Raw genomic sequence first — 25,005 nt, forward strand, 5'->3', positions numbered from 1 at the left:
CTTATCTCTTTACCCGCTGCTTACCATACCAACCAAGGCAACATTGAAGCAGCTTGGTTGGTAAAGTCTGAACGCCGTTAGACAATTTTTACCACGACGCGGCCGCGGACCTGGCCGGCGAGAATTTTCGCGCCCCACTCAGGAACTTGATCTAGCGTAATTTCCTGAGTGATTTCAAATAGTTTTGTCCGGTCCAGATCGGAGGCCAAGCGCAGCCAGGCGGCTTTTCGCGGCGGAAGCGGGCACATCACGGAATCGATGCCGAGAAGGCACACTCCGCGCAAAATGAAAGGCGCGACAGAAGACGGCAGGTCCATGCCGGCCGCCAGGCCGCAGGCGGCGATCGCGCCGCCGTACTTCGTCATCGACAGGAGATTCGCCAGCGTGGTCGAGCCGACGCTATCGACGCCGCCCGCCCAGCGTTCCTTGGCGAGGGGTTTTGCCGGCGCCGACAGCTCATTGCGGTCGATGATCTCCGCGGCGCCGATCTCTTTCAGATAGTCCGCTTCCGCGGCGCGGCCTGTCGAGGCGATGACGTGGTACCCGAGCTTGGACAGCACGGCGGTTGCGATCGAGCCGACGCCGCCGGCCGCGCCCGTCACCACGACGGGGCCGCTCTTCGGCGACAGGCCGTGCTTCTCCAGCGCCAGCACCGAGAGCATCGCTGTGAAGCCGGCGGTCCCGATCGCCATGGCATCGCGCGCCGACAGGCCCTGCGGAAGGGCGACCAGCCAGTCGCCTTTCACCCGCGCCTTCTCGGCATAGGCGCCGAGATGGGTCTCGCCCATGCCCCAGCCGGTGCAGACCACCTTGTCGCCCGCCTTCCACTGCGGATGCGAGGAGGCTTCGACCGTGCCGGCAAAGTCGATGCCTGCGATCATCGGGAAGCGGCGCACCACCGGCGCCTTGCCCGTCAGCGCGAGGCCGTCCTTGTAGTTCAGCGTCGACCATTCGACGCGGACGGTGACGTCGCCCTCCATCAGCTCGGCTTCGTCGAACTGCGCGAGCTGCGCGGTGGTGCCCTTGTCCGCCTTGTCGATCCGGATCGCCTTGAATGTGGCCACGACTGCACTCCCTGACTTGTTTGTCGGGGATGTTTAGCCGATCAGGCCGGCTGCGCAACCGCTCGTGCGACCGGTTTCTCCACGATCGGAAGGTTGATCAGCGCCGAGAGCACGCCGAACAGGATCGAGAGCCACCAGATCGGCGTGTAGGAACCGAACTTTTCGAACACGATGCCGCCGAGCCAGACGCCGAGGAAGCCACCGACCTGATGGCTGACAAAGGCAAAGCCATAGAGCGTGGCGAGCCAGCGCGTGCCGAACATCAGCGCCACCAGCGCCGAGGTCGGCGGCACCGTCGACAGCCAGGTCAGACCGGAGATCGCGCCGAACGCGATCGCCGAGAACGGCGTGATCGGGAACGAGATGAAGGCGAGCGTCGCGAGCGCGCGCGTGAAATAGATGGTCGAGAGGATGTAGCGCTTGGGCAGATAGTTCTGGAGGTAGCCGACGCTGAGCGATCCGATGATGTTGAACAGGCCGATCGCCGCGATCACCCAGCCGCCGGTCTGTGTCGAGATGCCGCGATCGACCAGGAAGGCCGGCAGATGCACGGTGATGAAGGCGAGCTGGAAGCCGCAGGTGAAGAAGCCGAGCACCAGCAGCACATAGGAGCGGTGACCGAAGGCTTCGGCGAGCGCCTTCGTAAACGTCTGCTCATCGGCGGGCGCGGTGCTGGCCGTGCTTGCGACCGGCGGCGTGGAAAGCGCCAGCGACAGCGGGATGATGAGCAGCATCAGGAAGCCGAACACGGTGAGCGCCTGCTGCCAGCCGAAATTGTCGATGAGCGCCACGCCGATCGGTGCGAACAGGAACTGGCCGAACGAGCCCGCCGCGGTGCCGGCGCCGAGCGCGAGCCCGCGCTTCTCGGCCGGCAGCAGCTTGCTGAACGCCGACAGCACCAGGTTGAACGAGCAGCCGGCGAGGCCAAAGCCGACCATCACGCCTGCACCGATATTCAGTGACAGCGGCGTCGAGGAATAGCGCATCAGGAGCAGGCCGCCGGCATAGAGCAGCGCGCCGACGCACATCACGCGAAACAGGCCGAAGCGATCGGCGACCGCACCGGCGAACGGCTGGCCCAATCCCCACAACAGGTTCTGCACGGCGATGGCGAGGCCGAACACGTCGCGGCCCCAGGCGAACTCGTGGCTCATCGGCTGCACGAAGAAGCCGAGTGCCGAGCGCGGGCCGAAGCCGAGCATGCCGATGGCACAGCCGCAGAGAATGATGATCGCCGGTGTGCGCCACGTGGAGCGGGAGGCCGGACCGAGCTCGCCAATTGACGTCGACATGGTGTGCTCCTTGTTTGTTGTTGGCGGTCCGGAATAGGCAGCCGCGAGCCAGCTCGTTTAATGCATTTGCATGAAAATCCCAAGTCAAAAGCGATTGCATTCCGCGAAGGGCTGTCGCGAAAGCATTGCATTTCAAGGAGACCTCGCCTGATGCCGGTCTGACGGGAATGTGTGCGGTAGGCCCTAGCGATCTTCCGCGGCGCGTGATATCTTAGATTTACTCAGATTGAGCATATTAGGGTATCGACCAACTCTGCTCCGGCCCTCGGCCGGACTACTCGGGCCTATAATATACTCAATCTGAGTACAACTAATGAGAGGGAGGCTTCGATGCCGATTACTGGAATTTACGGCCCTGACGACTTTGCCGCCCGGCCTGAGAGCAAGGCCATCACCTCCCCGCGCGCAGCGCCGGTGCCGGGGCCCGCGCTGCCGACGCCTTCGCTGGAATGGACTGACGAGGTCGCGCGGGCCACCGCGCCGCTCTATGAGCGCGTCAAGCACGTGATCCCGCCGATCGAGTGGCCGCTGATGGCGCCGACGATTCACGCGATCAACGAGCTGAAGCGGGCGCGCGGCGCGGTGATCCTCGCGCACAATTACCAGGCGCCGGAGATCTTCCACTGCGTCGCCGACATCGGCGGCGACTCGCTCCAGCTCGCGGTCGAGGCCACCAAAGTGAAGGCCGGCACCATCGTCCAGTGCGGCGTGCACTTCATGGCGGAGACCTCGAAGCTGCTCAACCCGGAGAAGACCGTGCTGATCCCGGATTCGCGTGCCGGATGTTCGCTTGCCGCCAGCATCACCGGCGCCGACGTGCGCCTCTTGCGCGAAAGATTTCCCGGCGTGCCCGTCGTCGCCTATGTCAACACCTCGGCGGAGGTGAAGGCCGAGGTCGACATCTGCTGCACCTCGTCGAACGCGGTGCAGGTCGTCGAGAGCCTGAACGCCCCGACCGTGATCTTCCTGCCCGACCGCTATCTCGCCACCTACGTCGCCTCGAAGACGGACGTGAAGATCATCGCCTGGAAGGGTGCCTGCGAGGTGCATGAGCGCTTCAAGGGCGAGGAGCTGCGCGCCTTGCGCGAGGCCGATCCGTCCGTGCAGATCATCGCGCATCCCGAATGTCCTCCGGACGTGCTGGCGGAGGCCGATTTCACCGGCTCGACCGCGCACATGATCAACTGGGTCCGCAACAAACGGCCGCGCCGGCTGGTGATGATCACGGAATGCTCGATGGCCGACAATGTCCGCGCCGAGCTGCCGGATGTCGAGATGCTGCGCCCCTGCAATCTCTGCCCGCACATGAAGCGCATCACGCTCGCGAACATCTTGCAGAGCCTGCTGACGCTCGGCGAGGAAGTCACGATCGATCCCGCGCTCGCGGTGCGGGCAAGGCGGTCGGTGGAGCGGATGATCAATTTGAAGAACTAGGTCGAGACGCAGCAACACTTACCGCCGTCGTCCCGGACAGGCGCCCCAAGCGCGCGCAGATCCGGGACCCATAACCACAGCACGTGGATCTTGGCACGCTGGGAGCTCCAGCCTGCTGCAACAACAAACAGTCGGGGTAATGGGTCCTGGCTTTCGCCAGGACGACAATGGAGAAAGCCATGACCAACACCATCCACAACTTCACCCGCTCGACCGACGACGTCGTCATCGTCGGCGGCGGCCTGGCCGGACTCTTCTGCGCGCTAAAGCTCGCGCCGCGGCCGGTGACGCTGATCTCGGCGGCACCACTTGGCCAGGGCGCCTCGTCCGCTTGGGCGCAAGGCGGCATCGCCGCGGCGGTGGCCGAAGGCGACACGCCGGAAGCCCATGCCGCCGACACGATCGCGGTCGGCGGCGGCGTCGTCGACGAGGCCGTCGCTCTCGGCATTGCGCGGGAGGCTGCACCGCGCATCCATGACCTGCTCGCCTATGGCGTGCCGTTCGACCGCGATCTCGAAGGCCGGCTCGCCGTGGGGCGGGAAGCTGCGCATTCAGCCCGGCGCATCGTCCATGTGCGCGGCGATGGGGCGGGCGCCGCGATCATCGCGGCCTTGAGCGAGGCGGTACGCAGCACGCCGTCGATCCGCGTCATCGAAGGCTTTGTGGCAGAGGCGCTGTTGACGGAGGATGGCGCTGTTACCGGCCTTCAATTGCGCGAGGCCGGCAACCCCTTAGCAAGGCCGATGACGATCGCCTCGCGTGCGGTGGTGCTGGCGACCGGCGGCCTCGGACATCTCTACGCCGTCACCACCAATCCAATGGAAGCCAGCGGCTCGGGCCTTGCGATCGCAGCCCGCGCCGGCGCCGTGATCGCCGATCCCGAATTCGTCCAGTTCCACCCCACCGCCATCATGGTCGGCCGCGATCCGGCTCCGCTCGCGACCGAAGCGTTGCGCGGTGAAGGCGCGACGCTGATCAACCGTCATGGCGAACGCTTCATGCCGGCATGCCATCCGCTCGCCGAGCTCGCCCCGCGCGACATCGTGGCCCGCGGCGTGTTCGCCGAGATCGCAGCCGGGCGCGGCGCGTTCCTCGATGCACGGGAGGCGCTGGGCGCGCGTTTCGCCGACAGATTTCCGACGGTGCATGCGAGCTGCATCGCCGCCGGGATCGATCCCGCGAGGCAGGCCATCCCGATCGCTCCGGCCGCGCATTACCACATGGGCGGCATCGCGGTGGATGCGCGCGGCCGCAGCTCGATCGACGGGCTGTGGGCCGGCGGCGAGGTGTCGTCCACCGGCGCGCATGGCGCCAACCGCCTCGCCTCCAATTCGCTGCTGGAGGCCGTGGTCTACGCTGCGCGCGTCGCCGACGATATCGCCGGTCGCACGGTGCCCTCGCCTGCCCGCTTGCCGGACGCCGTCGTGACGCCGCGCGGCGGCGCGCCGGATGCGGCAGCCGTGAAACGGCTGCGCGCAATGATGAGCGGTTATGTCGGCGTGATCCGCAATGACGACGGCCTTGCGGACGCCGTGCGCCACTTCGCCGCGCGTGAACGTGAGGCTGGAGACATCGCTGTCCGCAACATGGCGATCTCGGCCCTGCTCGTTGCCGCTTCCGCCTGGACCCGGCGCGAGAGCCGCGGGGCGCATTTCCGTTCCGATCATCCCGCCGAGAACCCCGCGCTGGCACGGAGAACGATGACCACACTCGCCGCAGCGCGCGAGGTCGCAGAGAGCCTGAGCGAGCATCCGCTGCCGCGCGTTGCGCAACCCCTGACCGCCTGAAGGAGCCCCTATGATCACCCCCACGTCGCTGCTTTCTCCCGACGCCTTTCTGTCACCGCTCGCGATCGACGAAGCCGTGCATCGCGCACTCGATGAGGATCTGGGCCGCGCCGGCGACATCACTTCCCTGGCCACGATCCCGGAGGCGACCACAGCACAAGCGATCCTGGTCGCACGCCAGTCCGGCGTGATCGCCGGCCTGCCGCTGGCGCTGGCGACGCTGCGAAGGCTCTCGCCCGACATCGAGGTGCGCGCGCATGTCCGCGACGCCGCACGGGTTGCGCGCGGCCAGAAAGTGCTGACGATCACAGGTCCCGCGCGCGCCATTCTCACGGCGGAGCGGACCGCGTTGAATTTCGTCGGCCGGCTGTCGGGCATAGCCACGCTCACGGCGGATTATGTCGTGCGTACCGAAGGCACGAAGATGCGTATCTGCTGCACTCGCAAGACCACGCCGGGATTGCGCGCGCTGGAAAAATATGCGGTGCGCTGCGGCGGCGGCTTCAACCACCGCTTCGGTCTCGACGATGCGATCCTGATCAAGGACAATCACATCGCAGTCGCCGGCGGCATCCGTCCGGTGCTGGAGCGCGCCCGCGCCCACGCCGGCCATCTCGTCAAGATCGAGATCGAGGTCGATACGCTCACGCAGCTCCGCGAGGTGCTGGACACCGGAATGGCTGACGCCATGCTGCTCGACAACATGGACCTTGCGACGCTGCGCGAAGCCGTGCGGATCAACGCGGGCCGGCTCAAGCTGGAGGCATCCGGCAGCGTCACGCTCGATTCGATTGCGGCCATCGCGGCAACCGGCGTCGACTACGCGTCGTCCGGCGCGCTGACGCATTCGGCGCCGAATTTCGACTGCGCGCTGGATATCGAGGCGTGAGATCTTCGCCTCTCCCCGCGCGCGGGGAGAGGCCGGAATGCGCGCGCAGCGCGGATTCCGGGTGAGGGGGAGTCTCCGCGAGTCCCAGTGTCACCGTCCCCGCGGAGAGTCCCCCCTCTCCCCGCAAGCGGGGCGAGGGGGCGCAGTTGCGCAGAGGTGAAGGACAACTAGCGCCGCTCCGTGTTGCCCATCTCCGCAGAACTCTTGGCTTCCTGCGCGAGTTCAGCCGAGAGTGCGGCGGTCTGCGCCGGGGTGCCCCAGCTCGGTTCCTCGCTGCCGTCTCCCCAGTTGCGCGGCCGATAGAAGGTGTGCACGCCGGTCCTGTACATCTTCTTCATCTCGGCGACCCAGGACGGGCGCACCCAATAGGCGTGGTAGTGCGTGGACTTGCCGACCTCGGGCAGCCAGATCTGGCCATCCAGCATCGCCTTCGAAATCTTCTTCGCGCGCTCCCACATCTCGGGCTCCCGGATCACGTCCGGATTGTTGTCGCAGGCAAAGGTGAACTGGCAGGCGAAATGACGGTACTTGTTCTGGTAGACCACGCCGCACACGGTGTCGGGATATTTACCCGAGAACACCCGGTTCATCACGACTTGCGCGACCGCCATCTGGCCGCGCACGGCTTCGCCCCGGGATTCGAAATAGACGGCTTCGGCGAGGCACTTTTCCGACTTCGCGCGCGACTTGTCGTCGAGCGCTAGCCGCTCCGCCGGCGATTTTGCGCGCTGGTTGTCGGCGTTGACCTCGCCCTTCGGCGCGACGCTCTCGCCGCTCTCGATGTCCTTGGCGATCTCCGCCGTCGGCGGGGTCAGCGAAGCCGTGACCTTCATGTCGGGATCGGGCATCACGATCAGCGGCGCGGCGCCGGGCTGCCAGCTCTCGATGCTCTCGAGATTGCCGCCGAGCGAGGAGCTGCCGAAGAACAGGGCCGCGGTCTTGACGCTGAAGGGATCGCGCACGGGCGTCGTCGGCGCGGCCGCCCGCTTCAGCGCCTCCAGCGGCTGCACCGCGAATGAACGCGCGAGGTCGCTGGCTCGCGGAGGATTGGAATATTGCGGCAACGGCGGCGCGCGCAGCGCTTCCTGAAGCTCGGGGTCGAGCGCGGCCGCGGACTCAGGCGACATTGCTTGCGACATCGCCTGCGGCAATGCAGCGGTCTTGGCGCCGAACACCGAGCTGTTCGACGTCGCGGGGTCCTCCTGCGCGGGCGTCGCGGCGGGCGCTGCGGTTTCGGGGACCGGCGCGGGCGTAGCCATTGCGAGGCGATCGCCCTTCAGCGAGCGATCGACCTTTGGAAAATCTGCAGCCTGGTAGCGGGGCGGCGCCTGGAGCGCCGGATTGCGGCTGATCGCGCCGGTCACGTCGCGGCCATCGATGCTGGCGAGGCGAACCATCGCGCTCTGCGGGGCCGACGTGCCGATGGGGCGGGAAAAACTGTAGGTGGCGAGCTGGATCGAGGACGCCGCGGAGAACACCTGCTTCTGCCAACGCTCGGCGACGCCGGGCTGACGCGCCAGCAGAGAGGCAATGTCCTGATAGCCGGTCTCCCTCGGCATCAATGCGAAGATGCAGAGACCGATGCCGAAGGACGCGAACCGCGCGCCCTTCGGATGGTTACGCAACACTGACATCAACACGCTCACGCTACGCTTACGCCAGAAAAATCGAACCGCAGTACGTCCGTGCAATTCGATCTTTATCGTAAGTATCCAATTTAGGTTGCCGCGGCGTTAATCGGCGTTGCGCGCACGGCACACTCAAGCGATTGCAGGTGTTTTCAGGGGACGACGATGCGCATTGGTAAATGCGGCCTCACGTAAAGCGGTAAACATCTGGTCAACGCCAATGGTGAAGGAACTCTTGCGCGCACGTATCATTACGGGACGGGTGACAGGTTCCGTGTTGAGCGAAGTGCCTCCACAAGCTCGTCATTGCGAGCGCAGCGAAGCATCCAGAGTCTCTCCGCGGAGGGATTCTGGATTGCTTCGCTGCGCTCGCAATGACGGCGTGGATGCAGCGTCGCTCAAAATGAAAGAGGCGGGGNTCTTCGCATTCAACATTTCTGCCCTTCGCTTACGCCTGGCTCGCGACCGCCTTGCCGAGCGCGGCTTGCGCCGCCGCGAGGCGTGCGATCGGCACGCGGTAGGGCGAGCAGGAGACGTAGTCGAGGCCGATATTGTGGCAGAAGGCGACGGAGGCGGGATCGCCGCCGTGCTCGCCGCAGATGCCGACCTTGAGCTTCGGGCGCGTCTTGCGGCCGCGCGCGACGCCGATCTTGACCAGCTCGCCGACACCTTCCTGGTCGAGCGCGATGAACGGATCGACCGAAAGAATCCCCTTCGCGACGTAGGGGCCAAGGAAGCTTGCCGCGTCGTCGCGGCTGATGCCGTAGGTCGTCTGCGTCAGGTCGTTGGTGCCGAACGAGAAGAACTCAGCCGACTGCGCGATCTCCGCCGCGAGCAGACAGGCGCGCGGCAGCTCGATCATGGTGCCGACCTGATAGGCGAGCTTAGTATTGGTGTCGCGCATCACCGCCTGCGCGGTGGCGTCGATCCGCGCCTTGACGAGATCGAGCTCGGCCTTGGTGGCGATCAGCGGCACCATCACCTCGAGACCAACGGCCTTGCCGGTGCGCTTTTGCGCCTCGACCGCCGCCTCGAAGATCGCACGCGCCTGCATCTCGGCGATCTCCGGATAGGCGATCGCGATGCGGCAGCCGCGGAAGCCGAGCATCGGATTGAACTCCGACAGCTCGCGCGCGCGGTCGGCGAGGCGCCGCGGATCGGTGTTCATGGCGCGCGCCACTTCCTCGACCTCGGCATGGGTGTGCGGCAGGAACTCGTGCAGCGGCGGGTCGAGCAGACGGATCGTGACGGGCAGGCCCTTCATGATCTCGAACAGCTCGACGAAGTCGGCGCGCTGCATCGGCAGCAGCTTTGCCAGCGCGGCACGGCGCGACTGCTCGTCCTCGGAGAGGATCATCTCGCGCACCGTGCGGATGCGCGTCTCCTCGAAGAACATGTGCTCGGTGCGGCAGAGGCCGATACCTTCGGCGCCGAACTTGATCGCGGTGCGCGCATCATCGGGCGTATCGCCGTTGACGCGGACGCCGATCTTGCGGACCTGGTCGGCCCAGTTCATCAGCGTGCCGAACTCGCCGGAGAGCTCCGGCTCGATCATCGGCATGCGGCCTGCGAGCACCTGGCCGAGCGAGCCGTCGATGGTGATGACGTCGCCGGTCTTGAACGTGCGCGAGCCGATGCTCATGGTTCCGCGACCGTAATCGACGCGAATGGTGCCGCAGCCGGAGACGCAAGGCTTGCCCATGCCGCGCGCGACGACCGCCGCGTGCGAGGTCATGCCGCCGCGGGTGGTGAGGATACCTTCCGCGGCATGCATGCCGTGGATGTCTTCCGGGCTGGTCTCGATGCGGACCAGGATCACCTTGCGCCCGTCGCCCTGAAGCTTGGCGGCCTCATCCGAGGAGAACACAATCTCGCCGGAGGCTGCGCCCGGCGAAGCCGGCAGGCCCGTGGCGATCACGTCGCGCTTGGCGTTGGGGTCGATGGTCGGATGCAACAGCTGATCGAGCGAGGCCGGATCGATCCGAGTAACCGCTTCCTTCTTCGAGATCAGGCCCTCATTGGCGAGTTCGACCGCGATGCGCAGCGCCGCCTTGGCGGTGCGCTTGCCGCCGCGGGTCTGGAGCATCCACAGCTTGCCCTGCTCGACCGTGAACTCCATGTCCTGCATGTCGCGGTAGTGCTTCTCGAGCAGCGTGTAGATCCGCGTCAGCTCCTTGAAGGCTTCCGGCATCGCCGATTCCATCGACGCCTTGTCGGAGCCCGACTCCTTCCGCGCTTCCTCGGTGATGTCCTGCGGCGTGCGGATGCCCGCCACCACGTCCTCGCCTTGCGCGTTGATCAGGAATTCGCCGTAGAGCTTGCTCTCGCCGGTCGAGGGGTTGCGGGTGAACGCAACGCCGGTGGCCGAGGTCTCGCCCATGTTGCCGAACACCATGGCCTGCACGTTGACCGCGGTGCCCCACGACTCCGGGATATCGTGCAGTTTGCGATAGGTCACCGCGCGCGCGTTCATCCAGGATGAGAACACTGCGCCGATCGCGCCCCAGAGCTGGTCGTGCGGATCCTGCGGGAAGTCCTTCCCGGTCTCGCGCGCGACCGCATCCTTGTACTTGCCGACCAGTTCGACCCAGTCGTCGGCGGACAGGTCGGTGTCGAGCGTGTAGCCCTGAGTGTCCTTGAAGGTGTCGAGGATTTCCTCGAAGTGATGATGCTCGAAGCCGAGCACCACATCCGAATACATGGTGATGAAGCGGCGATAGCTGTCATAGGCGAAGCGGCGGTCGCCCGACAGCTCCGACAGCGCTTCCACCGTCTGGTCGTTGAGACCGAGGTTGAGCACCGTGTCCATCATGCCCGGCATCGAGGCGCGTGCGCCGGAGCGCACGGAGACGAGCAGCGGGTTCTTGGTGTCGCCGAACACCTTGCCGGTCAACTTGCCGACATGGTCGAGCGCCTTCTCAACCTGCGCCTGCAATTCCTTCGGATAGGATTTGTCGTGTGCATAGAAGTAGGTGCAGACCGAGGTCGGGATGGTGAAGCCCGGAGGCACGGGAAGACCGAGATTGGCCATCTCGGCGAGGTTGGCGCCCTTGCCGCCGAGCAGGTCGCGCATCTCCGTGCGGCCCTCGGCCTTGCCGTCGCCGAACGTGTAGACCCATTTGCCGGCCTTGGCCGCGGCGGGCGCCGCCTTGGCCGGTGCGGCCTTCTTCGGCGCGACCTTGGCGGCAACCTTCGGCGCGGCCGGCTTGGTTGCGGCTTTCGCAGCCGGCTTCGCCACGGCTTTGGCCACCGGCTTCGGGGCGCTCTTCAAGGCGCTCTTGGCAAGCGTCTTGCGGGCTGCCGGCGCGGCCTTCCCCTTGGCGGAGGGCTTTGATTTCGCTGGAGTTTTATTGGGCTTCGAGGCGGCTTTGGCCATAGCTTGCACACAACCTGCGAGAGGAATGGGAAATCGCGGGCCTTACACCACTTTGGAGGGGCCCGCGCAAGTCGGACAGTTCCGGAAAATGAACCCCTAGAGGTGGAGCCACTTCAGGAGCCCGAGCCCGATCGCACCGTTGATGATGAGAAAGATCGCGACGATCAGGTTGAGCAGCCGCGGCATGATCAGGATGAGCACGCCCGCAATCAACGACAGGATCGGCGAAATGTGGGCGACGGTGATGTGCATGAACTATCTTTCTGTGGAGGTGGGGCGAATCGCGGGCGGATCATAGCGGTCCCGGTTCCGCGAGTAGAGACGCGCAAGGCGCGATGCGAGTTCCCCTTTTCGCGAAAACTGCTTGAAATTGCCGCGAATGCGGCGGGCATTTTCCCGGAACATTGCCAAGACGCATGCATTGGCAACGAGTCGCGCCATTGGCGCTTCCGAAAATCACGCCGAAGGAGTTTTGCATGCGGAACAGGATTCTTGCTCTTGCAGCGCTCGCGGCCGCGATCGGCTCGCCCCTGGCGGCGCAGGCGCAAAGCACGGTCGGGCGCGCACCTGTCGTGGTCGACAGCGGCCCGACAATCGCGGTCGAACAGCGGCCGGCCTTCCGCGACTATGTCGTCGAACAACGTGTGCCAGCCTTTCGGATTCCAGATCGCGTGGTGGTCGGCACCACCTTACCTGAAAGCGGCGTCACCTATTATGACGTCCCGCAACGCTTCGGCGCCACCACCTATCGCTACACCGTCGTGAACGGCGAAACCGTGCTGGTCGAGCCGCGCTCGCGCCGCATCGTCGAGGTGCTGGACTAGGCAATCGCTGGACGCGTTTTCGTCACGCGAACCGGTATCTGCCTCGCTAAGAACGCCGCTGATCGACTAGATGTCCGGCGCGCCACTTCAATCAGGCTGGCGCGTAGAGGTGAGTAGCGGACATCAGGCCCCGCCCGGTCTCCCCCCGCCGGGCGGGGCTTTTTTCGCCACATCAGAAGCGGCCATTCCGGGACAGGCCGAAGGCGTGGGCCCGGAATCCATACTCACGATCGTGGTTATGGATTCCGGGCTCGCGCCAAGTGGCGCGCCCCGGAATGACAGGAGTGTTTTTCGCTCGACCGCGCCTCAATCTTGGATCTTCGAGAAGTCCGCCACCGCACGCGTGGCGCTGCGGATCTCGTTCAGCAGCTTCAGGCGATTCTCGCGCACCTTCGGATCGTCGTCGTTGACGCGAACCTTGTCGAAGAACGCATCGACCGGCGGACGCAGCTTTGCCATTGCGCTCATTGCGGCGGCAAAGTCCTCCTTGGCGACGGCAGCGCTTGCCTCCGCTTTGACCTCGCCAATCGCCTTGGCCAGCGCCTTCTCCTCAGCGAGGCTGTAGAGCGCAGCATCGGGCGCACCGTCGAAGCTGCGCTTGTCCTTCTTTTCCTCGATCGAGAGGATGTTGCTGGCGCGCTTGGTACCGGCGAGCAGGTTCTTGCCGTCGTCGGTGTCGAGGAATTTTCCGAGCGCCTCGACGCGGCGGACGATCATCAGGAGATCGTCCTGGCCGCCAAGCGCGAACACGGCGTCGACGAGATCGTGACGCGCGCCCTGCTCGCGGAGCTGGACTTTGAGGCGGTCGGCGAAGAAGGCGAGCAGATCGCTCGGAAGCTTCTGTGCGTCGGCCGACTTCACCGACAAGCCGGCGAGCGCGGACGCCGCCACCTTCGTCAGCGACAGGCGCAGTGCGTTCTCGGCGATCAGCCGGATTACACCCAGCGCCGCACGACGCAGCGCATACGGGTCCTTCGATCCTGTCGGCTTCTCGTCGATCGCCCAGAAGCCAACCAGCGTATCGATCTTGTCCGCGAGCGCCACCGCAACACTGACCGGATCGGTCGGCACGCGATCGGCCGGGCCCTGCGGCTTGTAGTGATCCTCGCAGGCCGCGGCGACGGAATCATCCTCGCCCTGAGCCTTCGCATAGTACCTGCCCATCAGGCCCTGCACCTCGGGGAATTCGCCGACGACTTCGGTCAGCAAATCCGCTTTGGCAAGATGCGCGGCCCGCGTGGCCTTGGCGACATCGGCGCCGACCAGTGGTGCGATCTCAGCGGCCATGCGCTCGATGCGGTTGATGCGAGCGGCCTGCGTGCCCAGCTTCTCATGGAACACGATCTGCTCGAACTTCGGCAGCCGGTCCTCGAGCTTCGTCTTCAGGTCCGTCTCGTAGAAGAACTTCGCGTCCGACAGGCGCGGACGGATCACGCGTTCGTTGCCCGATACGATGACCTTGCCGCCATCCGTCGCCTCGATATTAGCGGTGAGGACGAACTTGTTGGTCAGCTTGCCGGTCTTGGGGTCCTTGACGACGAAGCACTTCTGGTTGTTGCGGATGGTGGCGCGGATCACCTCGTCCGGGATCGCGAGATATTCCGCTTCGAACGTTCCCATCATGACGACGGGCCATTCCACGAGGCCCGAGACCTCGTCGAGCAGCCCCTGATCCTCGACCAGCTCAAATCCCTGCGCGAACGTCAATTCCTTGGCGTCGGCGAAGATGATGTCCTTGCGCGCCTGCGGATCGAGGATGACTTTTGCCGCCTTCAGCTTCGCCTCGTAGTCCTCGAACCGGCGCACGGAGATCGCGCCAGGCGCCATGAAGCGGTGGCCGTACGTGGTCTGGCCGGTCTCGATGCCGTCGACCTCGAACTTCACGACATCGGGCTCTTCGGTCTCGAGCCCGAAGGTCGCGGTGATCGCGTGGAGCGGACGCACCCAGTTCAGCGAGCCGGGTTTGCCGGAACGCGCGCCCCAGCGCATCGATTTCGGCCAGGGGAAGGTCCGGATGATAACGGGCAGGATTTCCGCGAGCACGTCGATCGCGTCGCGGCCGGGCTTCTCGATCAAGCCAATGTAGAAATCACCCTTGGGGTCGCGCTGGATCTTGGCTTCGTCCAGCGACTTCAAACCGGTGGCTTTCAGAAAGCCCTGCACGGCTGCATCGGGCGCGCCGACCTTCGGTCCGCGGCGCTCGGTCTTGAGGTCGGGCTGGCGCGCGGGGATGCCATGCACGGTGAGCGCAAGGCGGCGCGGCGTCGCAAAAGCCTTGGCGCCTTCGTAGACGAGGCCTTCGGCGACGAGCTTGTCGGTGACCATGCGGCGCAAATCGTCGGCCGCCTTGGCTTGCATTCGCGCGGGAATTTCTTCCGAAAACAGTTCAAGCAAAAGTTCGGGCATCAGGCCGCTCCGCCCGCTTCAGTATGGATCCAGGCCTCGCCGCAAGCCTTGGCCAGCTCACGCACGCGGAGAATGTAGCTCTGCCGCTCGGTCACGGAGATCACGCCGCGCGCGTCGAGCAGATTGAAGACGTGGCTCGCCTTGATGCATTGGTCGTAGGCCGGCAGCGCCATCAGGTGCTGCTTCTTGTTACCGCCGTCGCGCCAGCCGGCGTCGAGATATTTCCGGCAGGCCGCTTCCGCCATCTTGAACTGCTCGAACAGCATCGCGGTGTCGGCGTATTCGAAATTGTGCCGCGAATATTCCTGCTCGGCCTGCAGGAAGACATCGCCATAGGTGACCTTCTGATCACCATCGCGGCCGTTGAAATTGAGGTCGTAGACGCGGTCGACGCCCTGCACATACATCGCGAGACGCTCGAGCCCGTAGGTGAGCTCGCCCGCAACCGGGGCGCATTCGAAGCCGGCGACCTGCTGGAAATAGGTGAACTGGCTCACCTCCATGCCGTCGCACCAGCACTCCCAGCCGAGGCCCCAGGCGCCGAGCGTCGGGCTCTCCCAATCGTCCTCGACGAAGCGGATGTCGTGCACGGCGGAATCGATGCCGATCGCGGCGAGCGACTTCAGGTACAGCTCCTGAAGGTTCGGCGGCGACGGCTTCATGATCACCTGGAACTGGTAGTAGTGCTGCATCCGGTTCGGATTCTCGCCGTAGCGCCCGTCCTTGGGCCGCCGAGAGGGCTGCACATAGGCCGCGTTCCAGGGTTTTGGCCCGAGTGCGCGCAGCGTGGTCGCCGGATGGAAGGTGCCCGCGCCCATCTCCATGTCGTAGGGCTGCAGGATCACGCAGCCCTGCTCGGCCCAGAACCGCTGGAGCGCGAGGATGAAGCCCTGGAACGAGCGTTCCGGGCGCATATGGGCGGGCAATGAGGCGTCCATCGTCAGATCAGCTCTCGCGGGGGGTTTTGAATCGCGCGGGACCGTATCGACGGCGGGGATGGGAATCAAGGCAAAGGGGCTAAATGCCTGTCATTCCGGGACGATGCGAAAGCATCGGACCCGGAATCTCGAGATTCCGGGTTCGGTTCTACGGACCGCCCCGAACGACGGCGGGCGAAAAAGAACACCGGCTACCCCGGTCGGTAAGCTCCGGTCACGGGGTCGCGCTTCAGTGTCTGGATTTCCCCCATATGGGCGGCCTCGGCGACGCGCGACAGGCGCATCTCCTCCAGCTCCTGGTTGATCCGGACAGCGGTCTTGTAGGCCCAGCGGACCACGGCAAGCCCGCCCAGGACGCCCGCGAAAGCGACGAACGGCGGCATCTGTCGATCCTTGTCTAGTGCTCAGCCCCCACACGCATTCTCGCGCAGTCGGGGCTGCGCCGCAATCGGGCGCCCCCGGACCAAATGGCGCGGGAGGGCGCGGCCTAGAACCCGAATTTCGCCCAGATCGCCCGCGTCTCGACCGCCGAGATCAGCTCGTCCGGCAGGCCGGCCATTGATTCCATGGCCGAAAGCTGGCCCGCTCCGGGCGATTTCCGCCCCAAAATCCCGGAGAGCAGCCCGGTCGGCTGGGCGATCACGGGGGTGAGAACCTTCTCGCCATAGCGGGCACGAAGAGTTGAGCGGAGATCGCCGATGCCGTCGGCGAGCCCCAGCGCGACCGAGCTGTCGCCGGCCCAGTATTCGCCGGTGAACAGGGTGTCGTCCGAACCCTTCAGGCGCGACCCGCGGCTCTCTTTCACCAGTGAGATAAAGATCTGGTGGATCTCGCGCTGGATCGCCTTCAGCTTGGCGACGTCGTCGGGGTTTTCGGGGAGGAACGGATCGAGCATCGCCTTGTGCGCGCCGGCAGTGTAGAGGCGCCGCTCGATGCCGAGCCGCCTGATCGCGTCCTGAAATCCGAAGCTGCCGCCGACCACGCCGATGGAGCCGAGGATCGAGGACGGATCGCAGAAAATCTCGTCGCCGGCGCAGGCGATCATGTAGCCGCCGGAGGCCGCGACATCCTCGACGAACACCAGCACCGGCAGCTTCTTCTCGGCCGCGAGCTGCTTGATGCGCAAGTAGATCTGGCGCGACTGCACCGGCGAGCCGCCGGGCGAGTTGATCACCAGCGCCACCGCCTTGGCATTCCGCATGGAGAACGCCCGCTCCAGCACCCTCGCGACACCGGCGAGCGACATGCCTGGACGCAGTGGCGTCACCGCGCCGATCACGCCCGACAGCCGCACCACTGGCACGACCGCCGCGCCGGGACGGAAACGCGCCGGCAGATATTGCATGAGCTTGTCGGCCAGGCCGGAACTCTCACGATCGTTCAATTGTTCGGCCATGCCCTTACCTCTGATTAACCATTTCTTATCACGCGAGTGTCATTGAAAGTGCTTGGAACGTGTTTTGCAGAATTCCCGTTGGGAAGCTGCAATAGGCAGCGGAGGAAACGCCATGAAGATCTATCTGCTGCTGCTGCTGATCGGTGCACTTTTCACGGCGATTCGCTTTACGTCCCCGCAGGAACAGCAGACGGAATCGCTTCCGCAGTAAGCCGTCACGGCTCCGCCAGCGGCAACACCGCTCTCCCCTCCAGAATCTTCCTCACCTCTTTTTTAGGCACGATTGACTCTTCGTTAAGCATCAGGCCCGGCAGCAACCGCGTCGACGCCCTGCCGCCTTTGACCGCGCGCACCAGCACGCGGATCGCCGGCTTTCCCGCTTCGCCATGAACCGGCAGGATTACAACGCTGCCGAAGCCGCGTGACAGCGCTGCCAAAACGTCCGCGATTGCGTCCGCGCGCCAGATCAGAGTCAGCACGCCGCTCGACCGGAGGATACGCCGCGCTGCATGCACCCACGCATGCAGCGTCTCCCCGGTCGCGACATGCGCGGTGTGGCGGGACTGATCCGGCGAGCCGCGATGCCGCGCCGGATCGTTGAAGGGCGGGTTCATCAGAACGACGTCCACGCTATCGGGCACCAGCCCATGTGCAGCAAACGCCTCCGCGTCAGCCGTGACATCGAGCACGATCGCCTCGGCGGCAATCGCGTTCGCCGCCGCATTGGCGCGCGCAAGCTCCGCCAGTTCCGTATCGATCTCGACCAGGCTGAGCCTGATCCCCGCCACGCGTCGCGCGAGCGCGAGGCCCGCCGTGCCGATACCGGCGCCAAGATCGACCACGCGGTCGCCGGCCTGGGCCTGTGTCGCCGCCGCCAGCAGGATCGCGTCATGTCCGGCACGATGGCCGGACCGCTTCTGCTTCAGGAGCAACTGCCCGCCGAGAAAGGCGTCCTCGGTGATATCGGCTGCGGCCTCAATCATCGCCGCGCAGTTCGTGGCTGAGGCCGGCTTCCGTCAAAAGCTGCCGGGCCTCGAGGGCGTCGTCCTCATGGACCAGGATCCGCCGCGGCAAAATGCCGAGCGAGCCCTCGATGATGCTCATGTTCTGGTCCAGCACCAGATGATGGATGTTGGCGCCGTCGAGCAGGGCGCCGATCGCCGACACCAGCACCATGTCGTTGGTCCGAACCAGTTCACGCAAAACCGAGGTCTCCTGCCCAAGGGGGTGAAAAGCGGCAAATGTCAATGGTTCCGCGGCCCTTGCCGCATCCGCCGCCAGTTTCTATTGTATTTCCATCAGAATAGCCCCTCCGGGGCAAATATTGGAGACCGGCGTGGCCGTCATCGTACCTTTCGAAACTCCCGGCGCGTCGATCGAAGAGCTGGTTGCCCTTGTCGCCCCTGATATGGAGCGCGTCAACGCCACGATCCTGTCGCGGACCGGGTCGGACGTGACCATGATCCCGGAGGTGGCCAACCATCTGATCTCCTCCGGCGGCAAGCGCCTGCGTCCGATGCTGACGCTGGCGATGGCCAACCTCGCCGGCTACACCGGCGACGGCCACATCAAGCTCGCCGCCTCCGTCGAATTCATGCACACCGCGACCCTGCTGCACGACGACGTCGTCGACGAGAGCGAGATGCGCCGCGGCAAGCTGTCGGCGCGGATGCTCTGGGGCAACGAGGCCAGCGTGCTGGTCGGCGACTTCCTGCTCGGCCAGGCCTTCCGCATGATGGTCGAGGTCGGCTCGCTGCGCGCGCTCGACATCCTCTCCGCGGCCGCCGCCACCATCGCCGAGGGCGAGGTGATGCAGCTCGCCGCCGCCAAGAACACCGCGACCACCGAGGACGAATATCTCGCCGTGATCCGCGGCAAGACCGCCGAGCTGTTCGCAGCCGCCTGCGAGGTTGGCCCCGTCATCGCCAACCGCCCCAAGGCGGAGCAGACCGCCTGCCGCTCGGTCGGCATGAATCTCGGCATCGCCTTCCAGCTCGTCGACGACGTGCTCGACTATGGCGGCAAGAGCGCAAAGCTCGGCAAGAACACCGGCGACGATTTCCGCGAGGGCAAGATCACCCTGCCCGTGGTGCTCGCCTTCCGCCGCGGCAACGACACCGAGCGCGCATTCTGGATCCGCGCGCTCGAGCGCGGCGAGATCGGCGACAGCGATCTCGATCACGCCATCGGGCTCATGAACAAGCATCGCGCGCTCGAGGACACCCTGAGCCGCGCCCAGCACTACGGCGCCATGGCGGTCGACGCGCTGGCCCTGTTCCCGCCCTCGCCGATGAAGAGCGCGCTGGAGCAGGTCGTGGCGTTCTGTCTGGCGCGGTCGCATTAGGGGCTGACGCGCTTTCCGCTTCTCTTATCAACTCCGTCATCCTGAGGCGCTCGCCGTGCGCAGCACGGTGAGCCTCGAAGGATGAATCGGCCTGGAAGCATCCGGGCCGTCGCCCTTCGAGGCTCGACAAGCGCCGCAACTGCGTCGCTCGTCTCGCACCTCAGGGTGACGGTGATGGAGAGTTGCTCGCTGCATCAACCTCGTCATTGCGAGCGCAGCGAAGCAATCCGGCATCCCTCCGCGGAAAGGCCCTGGATTGCTTCGCTGCGCTCGCAATGACCGAGCAAGGCGCGCAGGAGCCATTCGCCAAACCGCATTCAACTTTCAGCGACGCCTCCTAGGCTCGTAGCTCGTCTCCCTGGGCTGGAATGCTGACCGCAAGTTACTTGCATTTTGAAAGTTACTAACCTAACCTTCCCGCCATGCAGCCGAAATCCCCCTCCATCCTGGAATGCCCGGTCGGCCGCGCCGTGGAGACGGTCGGCGAATGGTGGAGCATCTTGATCCTGCGGGATGCATTCCAGGGTTCGACGAAGTTCGATGAGTTTTCGCGAAGTCTTGGCATTGCGCCGAACATCCTGTCGCGGCGGCTTGCCCATCTCACCGAAAGCGGCATGTTCGTCCGCCGCCGCTATCAGGAGCGGCCGCCGCGCTACGAATATGTGCTGACCGACAAAGCACGGGATTTCTTCCCCGTGGTCGCGGCACTGCTCGCCTGGGGCAACAAGCATCTCGCCCCCAAAGGCGAAGCCATCCTGCTGGCGAGCCGTGACGATGTCCGGCCGCTCGAACCCGTGGTGGTCGACGCCGCCAGCATGCAGCCGATCACGCTCGCCAATGCCGTGGTCATCGCAGGCCCTCGCGCCAGCCGCTTGATGCGCAGACGGCTCGCCCTGCTCAAGGCCATGAACCCGGCCGTCGCGCCGGCGGGAGACTGACATGCGTCGTATCGTCGTGACGGGAATGGGCGCGGTGTCGCCGCTCGGCTGCGGTGTCGAACTGTCCTGGCGTCGGCTGCTCGCCGGCCAAAGCGGGCTGCGCCCGCTGCCCGAATGGGCACAGGCGCTTCCCGCACGCATTGCCGGGGTCGTGCCTGACAAGGCCGATGATGCCGAAGGCGGCTTCGATCCCTCGCAAGCCGCCGCGCCAAAAGACCAGCGCAAGATGGACCGGTTCATCCTGTTCGCGCTGCTCGCCACCGCAGAAGCAGTCGCGCAAGCCAGGTGGACTCCGCAAGATGCAGCCGCGCTGGAACGCACGGCGACGATCATCGCCTCCGGCGTCGGCGGTTTCCCGGCGATGGCGGAAGCCGTGCGCATCACCGAGCAGCGCGGCGCGCGCCGGCTGTCGCCATTCACGATCCCCTCGTTCCTCGCCAACCTCGCCGCCGGCCACGTCTCGATCAAATACGGCTACAAGGGCGCGCTGGGCACGCCCGTCACGGCGTGCGCGGCCGGCGTGCAGGCGATCGGCGATGCCGCGCGCATGATCCGCGCGGGCGAAGCCGACGTTGCGATCTGCGGCGGCGCGGAGGCCTGCATCGACATCGTCAGCCTCGGCGGCTTTGCCGCGGCACGCGCCCTGTCGAGCGGATTCAACGACGAACCCCCACGCGCCTCGCGCCCGTTCGATCGCGACCGCGACGGTTTTGTCATGGGCGAAGGCGCCGGCATCCTGGTGATCGAGGAGCTCGAGCATGCGCTGGCGCGCGGCGCGAGGCCGATCGCGGAAATCGTCGGCTACGGCACGACGGCAGACGCCTACCACATGACGTCGGGCCCGCCCGATGGCGACGGCGCCCGCCGCGCCATGGAGATCGCGCTTCGGCAGGCGAAGCTTGCGCCCGCGGATCTGCAGCATCTGAATGCGCATGCGACGTCGACGCCGGCCGGCGACGAGAGCGAGCTCGGCGCCATCGCCGCGCTGTTCGGCCGCAACCGCGGCATTGCCGTGAGCGCGACCAAATCCGCGACCGGCCATCTGCTCGGCGCCGCCGGCGGCCTGGAGGCGATCTTCACCGTGCTCGCCTTGCGCGACCAGATCGCGCCGCCGACGCTCAATCTCGAAAACCCCGACACGAATGCCGACGGTATCGACATCGTCTCGGGCAGCGCGCGGCCGATGCCGATGCGGCACGCCATCTCCAACGGTTTCGGCTTTGGCGGGGTGAATGCCAGCGTGATCTTCCGACGCATGGGCTAGACGGAAGGCCTTGCAATCGCGGCCCGCTGCGCTACCAAAACGGGATGGTTGAAACGAATTTCTGGCTGTTCCTGGCCGCAGCTTTTCTCATCGCGGCCGTTCCCGGCCCCGGCATTTTCTATGTCGCGGCGCGAACCCTGTCGGAGGGACGCAGCAGCGGCTTTGCCTCGACCGCGGGCACGGCACTGGGCGGGATGGTCCATGTCGTGGCCGGCAGTCTCGGTATCTCCGCGATCATCCTGGCCAGCGCGGAACTGTTTGCCGCGGTCAAATTCGTCGGCGCGCTCTATCTGGTCTGGCTCGGCATCACGACCTTCCGCAGCGCCCGCCGCGCGCTGTCGCTCGGGAGCGAAGCGGTCGGCGACAAGTGCGCCTTTCGCGACGGCGTGCTGGTCGAGGCGCTGAATCCGAAGACCGCCGCGTTCTTCCTCGCCTTCATTCCACAATTCCTCGATCCCGCGGGATCGAACCCGACTCTGCAATTCATCATGCTGGGTTCGATCTCGGTGACGCTGAACACGCTTGCCGATGTCGTGGTGGTGCTGATGGCCTCCGCGACGCGCACGCAGTTGATCGGACGGCCGCTTCTGATGCGGCGCCTCACCCAGGGCTCCGGCGTCGTCATCGCAGGCCTCGGCCTCTCGCTGGCGCTGGCACGGCGGCCGGCCAATGGCTAGCGCCCCCCACGACCGCTTCTATGAATCGCACGGCCTGCGGCTGCATTATGCCGATTGGGGCAACGAGCTCGCGCCGCCCCTGATCCTGGTCCATGGTGGCCGCGATCATTGCCGCAGCTGGGACGTCATCGCACGCTCGCTGCAGCCGCATTATCACGTGGTTGCGCCCGACCTGCGCGGCCATGGCGATTCCGACTGGACGCGAGGCGGCAGTTACGCGCTGACCGAGTATGTCTACGATCTGGTCCAGCTCCTCCGCAGCATCGCGGCGCCTCAAGTGACCCTCATCGGCCATTCCATGGGTGGCATGGTGAGCCTGATCTTTTCGGGATCATTCCCGGAGCAGGTCAGCAAGCTCGTGGTTCTCGACGGCGTGACCATGCTTCCCGATACGCCGAAGCCGCCCGTGCACGAGCGCATCGGTAAATGGGTCGGCCAGCTCGACAGACTGCACGACCGCACGCCGCGCCGCTATGCGACCCTCGAGGATGCGGCCGCGCAGATGATGCTTCACAACAAGCGCCTCGCCCGCGACCTCGCGCTGCATCTTGCCACGCACGGCGCGCGGCAGAACGCGGACGGCACCTATAGCTGGAAGTTCGATCCCTATCAGCGTGCCTCTGCGCCGCACCGGCTCTGGCCGGACGACCACGTCGCATTGTGGTCGCGCATCGCCTGCCCGACGCTGCTGCTCAATGCCGCGGAGAGCTTTCTGGCGGGCGCGAGGGCCGCAGGCCTGGAGCGCTACTTCCCACAGGCGCGTGTCGCGACCATCGCCGGCGCCGGGCACTGGCTGCAGCACGACAAGCCGCAAGAGGTGCTGGGTGCGATCCGGGGGTTTCTCGGATTGGCCGAGGACGGCGCGGGTTAGCTCAACGTCCCCGCGTGCACCCACCAGCCGGGGTGATCGCGCCGGATCTTCTCGGCGGCGGCATGCGCATCGGTGGGCGCGGCATAGATCGCAAAGCACGTCGCGCCGGAGCCGGACATGCGGGCGAGCTTGACGCCGGGGGAGCCGCGCAAGGCTTCCAGCACCTCGCCAATCACCGGCTCGATACGCAGCGCGGGCGCTTCGAGATCGTTGGCGACATTGTCGAGGACCGCGACCCAATCGGCGATCGAGGCGCCCTCGTTCGGCCAGGCCGGGGCTCCGAGCACCGCGGTGGCGCCGACCAGGAGCTCGCCGTTGCGCAGGCCAAGCGCCTGGAAGACGTCCTTGGTGGCAACCGGCACGCGCGGATTGACCATCACGCAGGGCATGCTCGGCAACGCCAGCGGCAGCAATTGCTCGCCGACGCCGGTCATGTCGCAGGCGCGTGAGAACAGGCAGACCGGCACGTCGGCGCCGGTCGCAAGCGCAACCTTCTGCAAACGGGGATCGTCGAGCGGCAGATTGTTGAGGCGCGCGAGCAGCCGCAGTGCTGCCGCGGCATCGGCCGAGCCGCCACCGATGCCGGCGGCCACAGGAAGCACCTTGTCGAGCGTAAAGGCACCGAGCTTCAGGCCCGGCACGGCTTCGGCCAGCAGCCTCGCCGCCTTGAACACGAGATTGTCGGAGGTCTCGCCGCACGCTGCGGCCAGAGGCCCCGTGGTGATGAGCGTCAACTCCCCACCGGGCTCCAGCGTGAGCCGGTCGGCGCAATCGGCGAACGCGACCACGCTTTCGAGGTCATGATACCCGTCCGCACGACGGCCGACGACGCGAAGGCTCAAATTGACCTTCGCCCGCCCTTCTTCAATCAGCGCCGGCATGCGCGACAGCCCCCAAATGATTCACTTGTTTGCGCATGATCCGATCGGAAAACCGCTACACACTTTTCCGGATCATGCACCTAGATCAGCCGCCCTTGCCGTCGTCCTTCTTCTTCTCCGCTTGCGCGGCCGAAGAATTCGAATTGTCGTCGGTCATTCCGTTGGCGATCTTGGCCTCGATCTTCGGAAGGTCATCCGGCTCGGGCTTGAGATCGCGGGCATGCGCCCACTGGAACTTGGCCTCCAGCGTTCGGCCGACGCGCCAATAGGCGTCCCCGAGGTGGTCGTTGATGGTGGGATCCTCGGGCTTGAGGTCGATCGCGCGTTCGAGGTTCTTCACCGCCTCTTCGTAGTTGCCGATGCGGTAATAAGCCCAGCCGAGCGAGTCGACGATGTAGCCGTCGTCGGGGCGCTGCTCGACGGCGCGCTTGATCATCTTCATGCCCTCGTCGAGGTTCACGCCCTGATCGATCCAGGAATAGCCGAGATAGTTGAGGACATGCGGCTGATCGGGCTGCAGCTCGAGCGCCTTCTTCATGTCGGCTTCGGCCTTGGCCCACTGCTTGGAACGCTCCTCGCAGATACCGCGATAATAATACCAGACGCTGTTGGCCTTGTCGGCGCCGGCCGGCAGCACCTCGATGCCTTGCGAATAGGTCGCGCCACAGTCGCCGAACTTCTTGCGGCCGCGCTCGATATTGCCGAGCGCCATGATGGCCTCGAGATCCTTGGCGTCCTCTGTCGTGACGCCTTTGAGGATCTTGATCGCCTCGTCGGTGCGGTCGGCCGAATCGAGGTCGATGGCGAGCTGGATCTGCGCGTTGCGCTTCAGCGGCGAGGTCGACGGCACGCGCTCATAGACCTTGATCGCCATCTGCGGACGCTTCACCGATTCATAGAGATCGGCCAGCGAGAGCAGCGCCAGCGGATGGGTCGGCTGCAGGTACAGCGAGAGCTGGAGATAGACCAGCGCGAGATCCTCGCCGCCGCGGCGGG

At 65.7% G+C, this 25,005-nt stretch carries 22 protein-coding genes and 1 pseudogene; 10 read left to right on the forward strand and 13 right to left on the reverse strand.

What is annotated here, in order from left to right; genetic code table 11:
• Positions 1–77: 77 nt before the first annotated feature.
• Complete coding sequence (acuI, locus tag A5906_RS13460; protein WP_080135673.1) at positions 78–1,064, reverse strand: acrylyl-CoA reductase (NADPH); 987 nt, start codon at positions 1,062–1,064, stop codon at positions 78–80.
• 41 nt (positions 1,065–1,105) lie between these two features.
• Positions 1,106–2,356 carry an MFS transporter gene (locus A5906_RS13465; protein ID WP_080135674.1) on the reverse strand — a complete coding sequence of 417 codons (1,251 nt, stop codon included), beginning with the start codon at positions 2,354–2,356 and terminating at the stop codon, positions 1,106–1,108.
• A gap of 330 nt (positions 2,357–2,686) precedes the next feature.
• On the opposite strand from A5906_RS13465, the gene nadA reads away from it, so the two are divergent.
• From nadA to nadC, 3 genes are all read left to right on the forward strand, one after another.
• Complete coding sequence (nadA, locus tag A5906_RS13470; protein WP_080135675.1) at positions 2,687–3,790, forward strand: quinolinate synthase NadA; 1,104 nt, start codon at positions 2,687–2,689, stop codon at positions 3,788–3,790.
• 179 nt (positions 3,791–3,969) lie between these two features.
• Positions 3,970–5,577, forward strand: coding sequence for an L-aspartate oxidase (locus A5906_RS13475; protein WP_080135717.1), 1,608 nt, complete (start codon positions 3,970–3,972; stop codon positions 5,575–5,577).
• Positions 5,578–5,587: 10 nt separating this feature from the next.
• On the forward strand, positions 5,588–6,466 hold the full coding sequence (nadC, locus tag A5906_RS13480; RefSeq protein ID WP_080135676.1) for a carboxylating nicotinate-nucleotide diphosphorylase: 879 nt from the start codon (positions 5,588–5,590) through the stop codon (positions 6,464–6,466).
• A 167-nt stretch (positions 6,467–6,633) separates the two neighbouring features.
• Here nadC and A5906_RS13485 read toward each other — a convergent pair whose 3' ends face one another.
• On the reverse strand, positions 6,634–8,100 hold the full coding sequence (locus A5906_RS13485) for a cell wall hydrolase (protein WP_080135677.1): 1,467 nt from the start codon (positions 8,098–8,100) through the stop codon (positions 6,634–6,636).
• Between the two features lie 214 nt (positions 8,101–8,314).
• Between A5906_RS13485 and A5906_RS43515 the strand changes: the two are divergent.
• A pseudogene (locus A5906_RS43515) lies at positions 8,315–8,512 on the forward strand (hypothetical protein); the annotation flags it as partial.
• A gap of 30 nt (positions 8,513–8,542) precedes the next feature.
• Here the strand turns inward: A5906_RS43515 and ppdK are convergent.
• A complete protein-coding gene (ppdK, locus tag A5906_RS13490; protein ID WP_080135678.1) occupies positions 8,543–11,470 on the reverse strand; it encodes a pyruvate, phosphate dikinase in 2,928 nt (975 codons plus the stop codon).
• A 96-nt stretch (positions 11,471–11,566) separates the two neighbouring features.
• Positions 11,567–11,722 (reverse strand): DUF3096 domain-containing protein, encoded by a 156-nt coding sequence (locus A5906_RS13495; protein WP_074077234.1) that lies wholly within the window; start codon positions 11,720–11,722, stop codon positions 11,567–11,569.
• A 224-nt stretch (positions 11,723–11,946) separates the two neighbouring features.
• Between A5906_RS13495 and A5906_RS13500 the strand changes: the two genes are divergently transcribed.
• Positions 11,947–12,294: a DUF1236 domain-containing protein gene (locus tag A5906_RS13500; protein ID WP_080135718.1), complete on the forward strand. Its 348-nt coding sequence runs from the start codon at positions 11,947–11,949 to the stop codon at positions 12,292–12,294.
• Positions 12,295–12,600: 306 nt separating this feature from the next.
• Here A5906_RS13500 and glyS read toward each other — a convergent pair whose 3' ends face one another.
• The 6 genes from glyS to A5906_RS13530 all read right to left on the reverse strand — a co-directional run bounded on the left by glyS (position 12,601) and on the right by A5906_RS13530 (position 18,237).
• Positions 12,601–14,700 (reverse strand): glycine--tRNA ligase subunit beta, encoded by a 2,100-nt coding sequence (glyS, locus tag A5906_RS13505; RefSeq protein ID WP_080135679.1) that lies wholly within the window; start codon positions 14,698–14,700, stop codon positions 12,601–12,603.
• Positions 14,700–15,638, reverse strand: a complete 939-nt coding sequence (locus A5906_RS13510; protein ID WP_080135680.1) for a glycine--tRNA ligase subunit alpha — start codon at positions 15,636–15,638, stop codon at positions 14,700–14,702. The genes glyS and A5906_RS13510 overlap by 1 nt, the downstream gene beginning before the upstream one ends.
• 191 nt (positions 15,639–15,829) lie before the next feature.
• Positions 15,830–16,021: a hypothetical protein gene (locus tag A5906_RS13515; RefSeq protein WP_018648788.1), complete on the reverse strand. Its 192-nt coding sequence runs from the start codon at positions 16,019–16,021 to the stop codon at positions 15,830–15,832.
• 104 nt (positions 16,022–16,125) lie between these two features.
• On the reverse strand, positions 16,126–17,034 hold the full coding sequence (locus A5906_RS13520; protein WP_080135681.1) for a S49 family peptidase: 909 nt from the start codon (positions 17,032–17,034) through the stop codon (positions 16,126–16,128).
• A gap of 215 nt (positions 17,035–17,249) precedes the next feature.
• Positions 17,250–18,017 (reverse strand): tRNA1(Val) (adenine(37)-N6)-methyltransferase, encoded by a 768-nt coding sequence (locus tag A5906_RS13525; RefSeq protein WP_080135682.1) that lies wholly within the window; start codon positions 18,015–18,017, stop codon positions 17,250–17,252.
• Complete coding sequence (locus tag A5906_RS13530) at positions 18,010–18,237, reverse strand: putative signal transducing protein (RefSeq protein WP_080135683.1); 228 nt, start codon at positions 18,235–18,237, stop codon at positions 18,010–18,012. The genes A5906_RS13525 and A5906_RS13530 overlap by 8 nt, the downstream gene beginning before the upstream one ends.
• Positions 18,238–18,370: 133 nt before the next feature.
• On the opposite strand from A5906_RS13530, the gene A5906_RS13535 reads away from it, so the two are divergent.
• The 5 genes from A5906_RS13535 (at position 18,371) to A5906_RS13555 (ending at position 23,128) form a co-directional block, all read left to right on the forward strand.
• On the forward strand, positions 18,371–19,378 hold the full coding sequence (locus tag A5906_RS13535) for a polyprenyl synthetase family protein (RefSeq protein ID WP_080135719.1): 1,008 nt from the start codon (positions 18,371–18,373) through the stop codon (positions 19,376–19,378).
• 422 nt (positions 19,379–19,800) lie between these two features.
• Positions 19,801–20,316 carry a winged helix-turn-helix transcriptional regulator gene (locus A5906_RS13540; protein WP_080135684.1) on the forward strand — a complete coding sequence of 172 codons (516 nt, stop codon included), beginning with the start codon at positions 19,801–19,803 and terminating at the stop codon, positions 20,314–20,316.
• 1 nt (position 20,317) lies between these two features.
• A complete protein-coding gene (fabF, locus tag A5906_RS13545) occupies positions 20,318–21,580 on the forward strand; it encodes a beta-ketoacyl-ACP synthase II (protein ID WP_080135685.1) in 1,263 nt (420 codons plus the stop codon).
• 44 nt (positions 21,581–21,624) lie between these two features.
• Positions 21,625–22,257 carry a LysE family translocator gene (locus A5906_RS13550; RefSeq protein WP_080135686.1) on the forward strand — a complete coding sequence of 211 codons (633 nt, stop codon included), beginning with the start codon at positions 21,625–21,627 and terminating at the stop codon, positions 22,255–22,257.
• A complete protein-coding gene (locus tag A5906_RS13555; RefSeq protein ID WP_080135687.1) occupies positions 22,250–23,128 on the forward strand; it encodes an alpha/beta fold hydrolase in 879 nt (292 codons plus the stop codon). The genes A5906_RS13550 and A5906_RS13555 overlap by 8 nt, the downstream gene beginning before the upstream one ends.
• Here the strand turns inward: A5906_RS13555 and A5906_RS13560 are convergent.
• Complete coding sequence (locus A5906_RS13560) at positions 23,125–24,009, reverse strand: 4-(cytidine 5'-diphospho)-2-C-methyl-D-erythritol kinase (RefSeq protein ID WP_080135688.1); 885 nt, start codon at positions 24,007–24,009, stop codon at positions 23,125–23,127. The genes A5906_RS13555 and A5906_RS13560 overlap by 4 nt on opposite strands.
• 85 nt (positions 24,010–24,094) lie before the next feature.
• The coding region (locus tag A5906_RS44325) for a tetratricopeptide repeat protein (protein WP_245326718.1) at positions 24,095–25,005 on the reverse strand (911 nt) is incomplete at its 5' end.

This window comes from Bradyrhizobium sacchari, assembly GCF_002068095.1.
Lineage (GTDB): Bacteria > Pseudomonadota > Alphaproteobacteria > Rhizobiales > Xanthobacteraceae > Bradyrhizobium > Bradyrhizobium sacchari.

Excerpts from the sequence above, each read along its gene's own strand:
- A5906_RS13515 (WP_018648788.1), bottom strand. The coding sequence starts at position 16,021 with ATGCCGCCGTTCGTCGCTTTCGCGGGCGTCCTGGGCGGGCTTGCCGTG.
- ppdK (WP_080135678.1), bottom strand. The coding sequence starts at position 11,470 with ATGGCCAAAGCCGCCTCGAAGCCCAATAAAACTCCAGCGAAATCAAAG.
- A5906_RS13500 (WP_080135718.1), top strand. The coding sequence starts at position 11,947 with ATGCGGAACAGGATTCTTGCTCTTGCAGCGCTCGCGGCCGCGATCGGC.
- A5906_RS13520 (WP_080135681.1), bottom strand. The coding sequence starts at position 17,034 with ATGGCCGAACAATTGAACGATCGTGAGAGTTCCGGCCTGGCCGACAAG.
- A5906_RS13540 (WP_080135684.1), top strand. The coding sequence starts at position 19,801 with ATGCAGCCGAAATCCCCCTCCATCCTGGAATGCCCGGTCGGCCGCGCC.
- A5906_RS13465 (WP_080135674.1), bottom strand. The coding sequence starts at position 2,356 with ATGTCGACGTCAATTGGCGAGCTCGGTCCGGCCTCCCGCTCCACGTGG.
- A5906_RS13560 (WP_080135688.1), bottom strand. The coding sequence starts at position 24,009 with ATGCCGGCGCTGATTGAAGAAGGGCGGGCGAAGGTCAATTTGAGCCTT.
- A5906_RS13475 (WP_080135717.1), top strand. The coding sequence starts at position 3,970 with ATGACCAACACCATCCACAACTTCACCCGCTCGACCGACGACGTCGTC.
- A5906_RS13525 (WP_080135682.1), bottom strand. The coding sequence starts at position 18,017 with ATGATTGAGGCCGCAGCCGATATCACCGAGGACGCCTTTCTCGGCGGG.
- fabF (WP_080135685.1), top strand. The coding sequence starts at position 20,318 with ATGCGTCGTATCGTCGTGACGGGAATGGGCGCGGTGTCGCCGCTCGGC.
- A5906_RS13495 (WP_074077234.1), bottom strand. The coding sequence starts at position 11,722 with ATGCACATCACCGTCGCCCACATTTCGCCGATCCTGTCGTTGATTGCG.
- A5906_RS13550 (WP_080135686.1), top strand. The coding sequence starts at position 21,625 with ATGGTTGAAACGAATTTCTGGCTGTTCCTGGCCGCAGCTTTTCTCATC.
- A5906_RS13485 (WP_080135677.1), bottom strand. The coding sequence starts at position 8,100 with ATGTCAGTGTTGCGTAACCATCCGAAGGGCGCGCGGTTCGCGTCCTTC.
- nadC (WP_080135676.1), top strand. The coding sequence starts at position 5,588 with ATGATCACCCCCACGTCGCTGCTTTCTCCCGACGCCTTTCTGTCACCG.
- A5906_RS13555 (WP_080135687.1), top strand. The coding sequence starts at position 22,250 with ATGGCTAGCGCCCCCCACGACCGCTTCTATGAATCGCACGGCCTGCGG.
- nadA (WP_080135675.1), top strand. The coding sequence starts at position 2,687 with ATGCCGATTACTGGAATTTACGGCCCTGACGACTTTGCCGCCCGGCCT.
- A5906_RS13510 (WP_080135680.1), bottom strand. The coding sequence starts at position 15,638 with ATGGACGCCTCATTGCCCGCCCATATGCGCCCGGAACGCTCGTTCCAG.
- glyS (WP_080135679.1), bottom strand. The coding sequence starts at position 14,700 with ATGCCCGAACTTTTGCTTGAACTGTTTTCGGAAGAAATTCCCGCGCGA.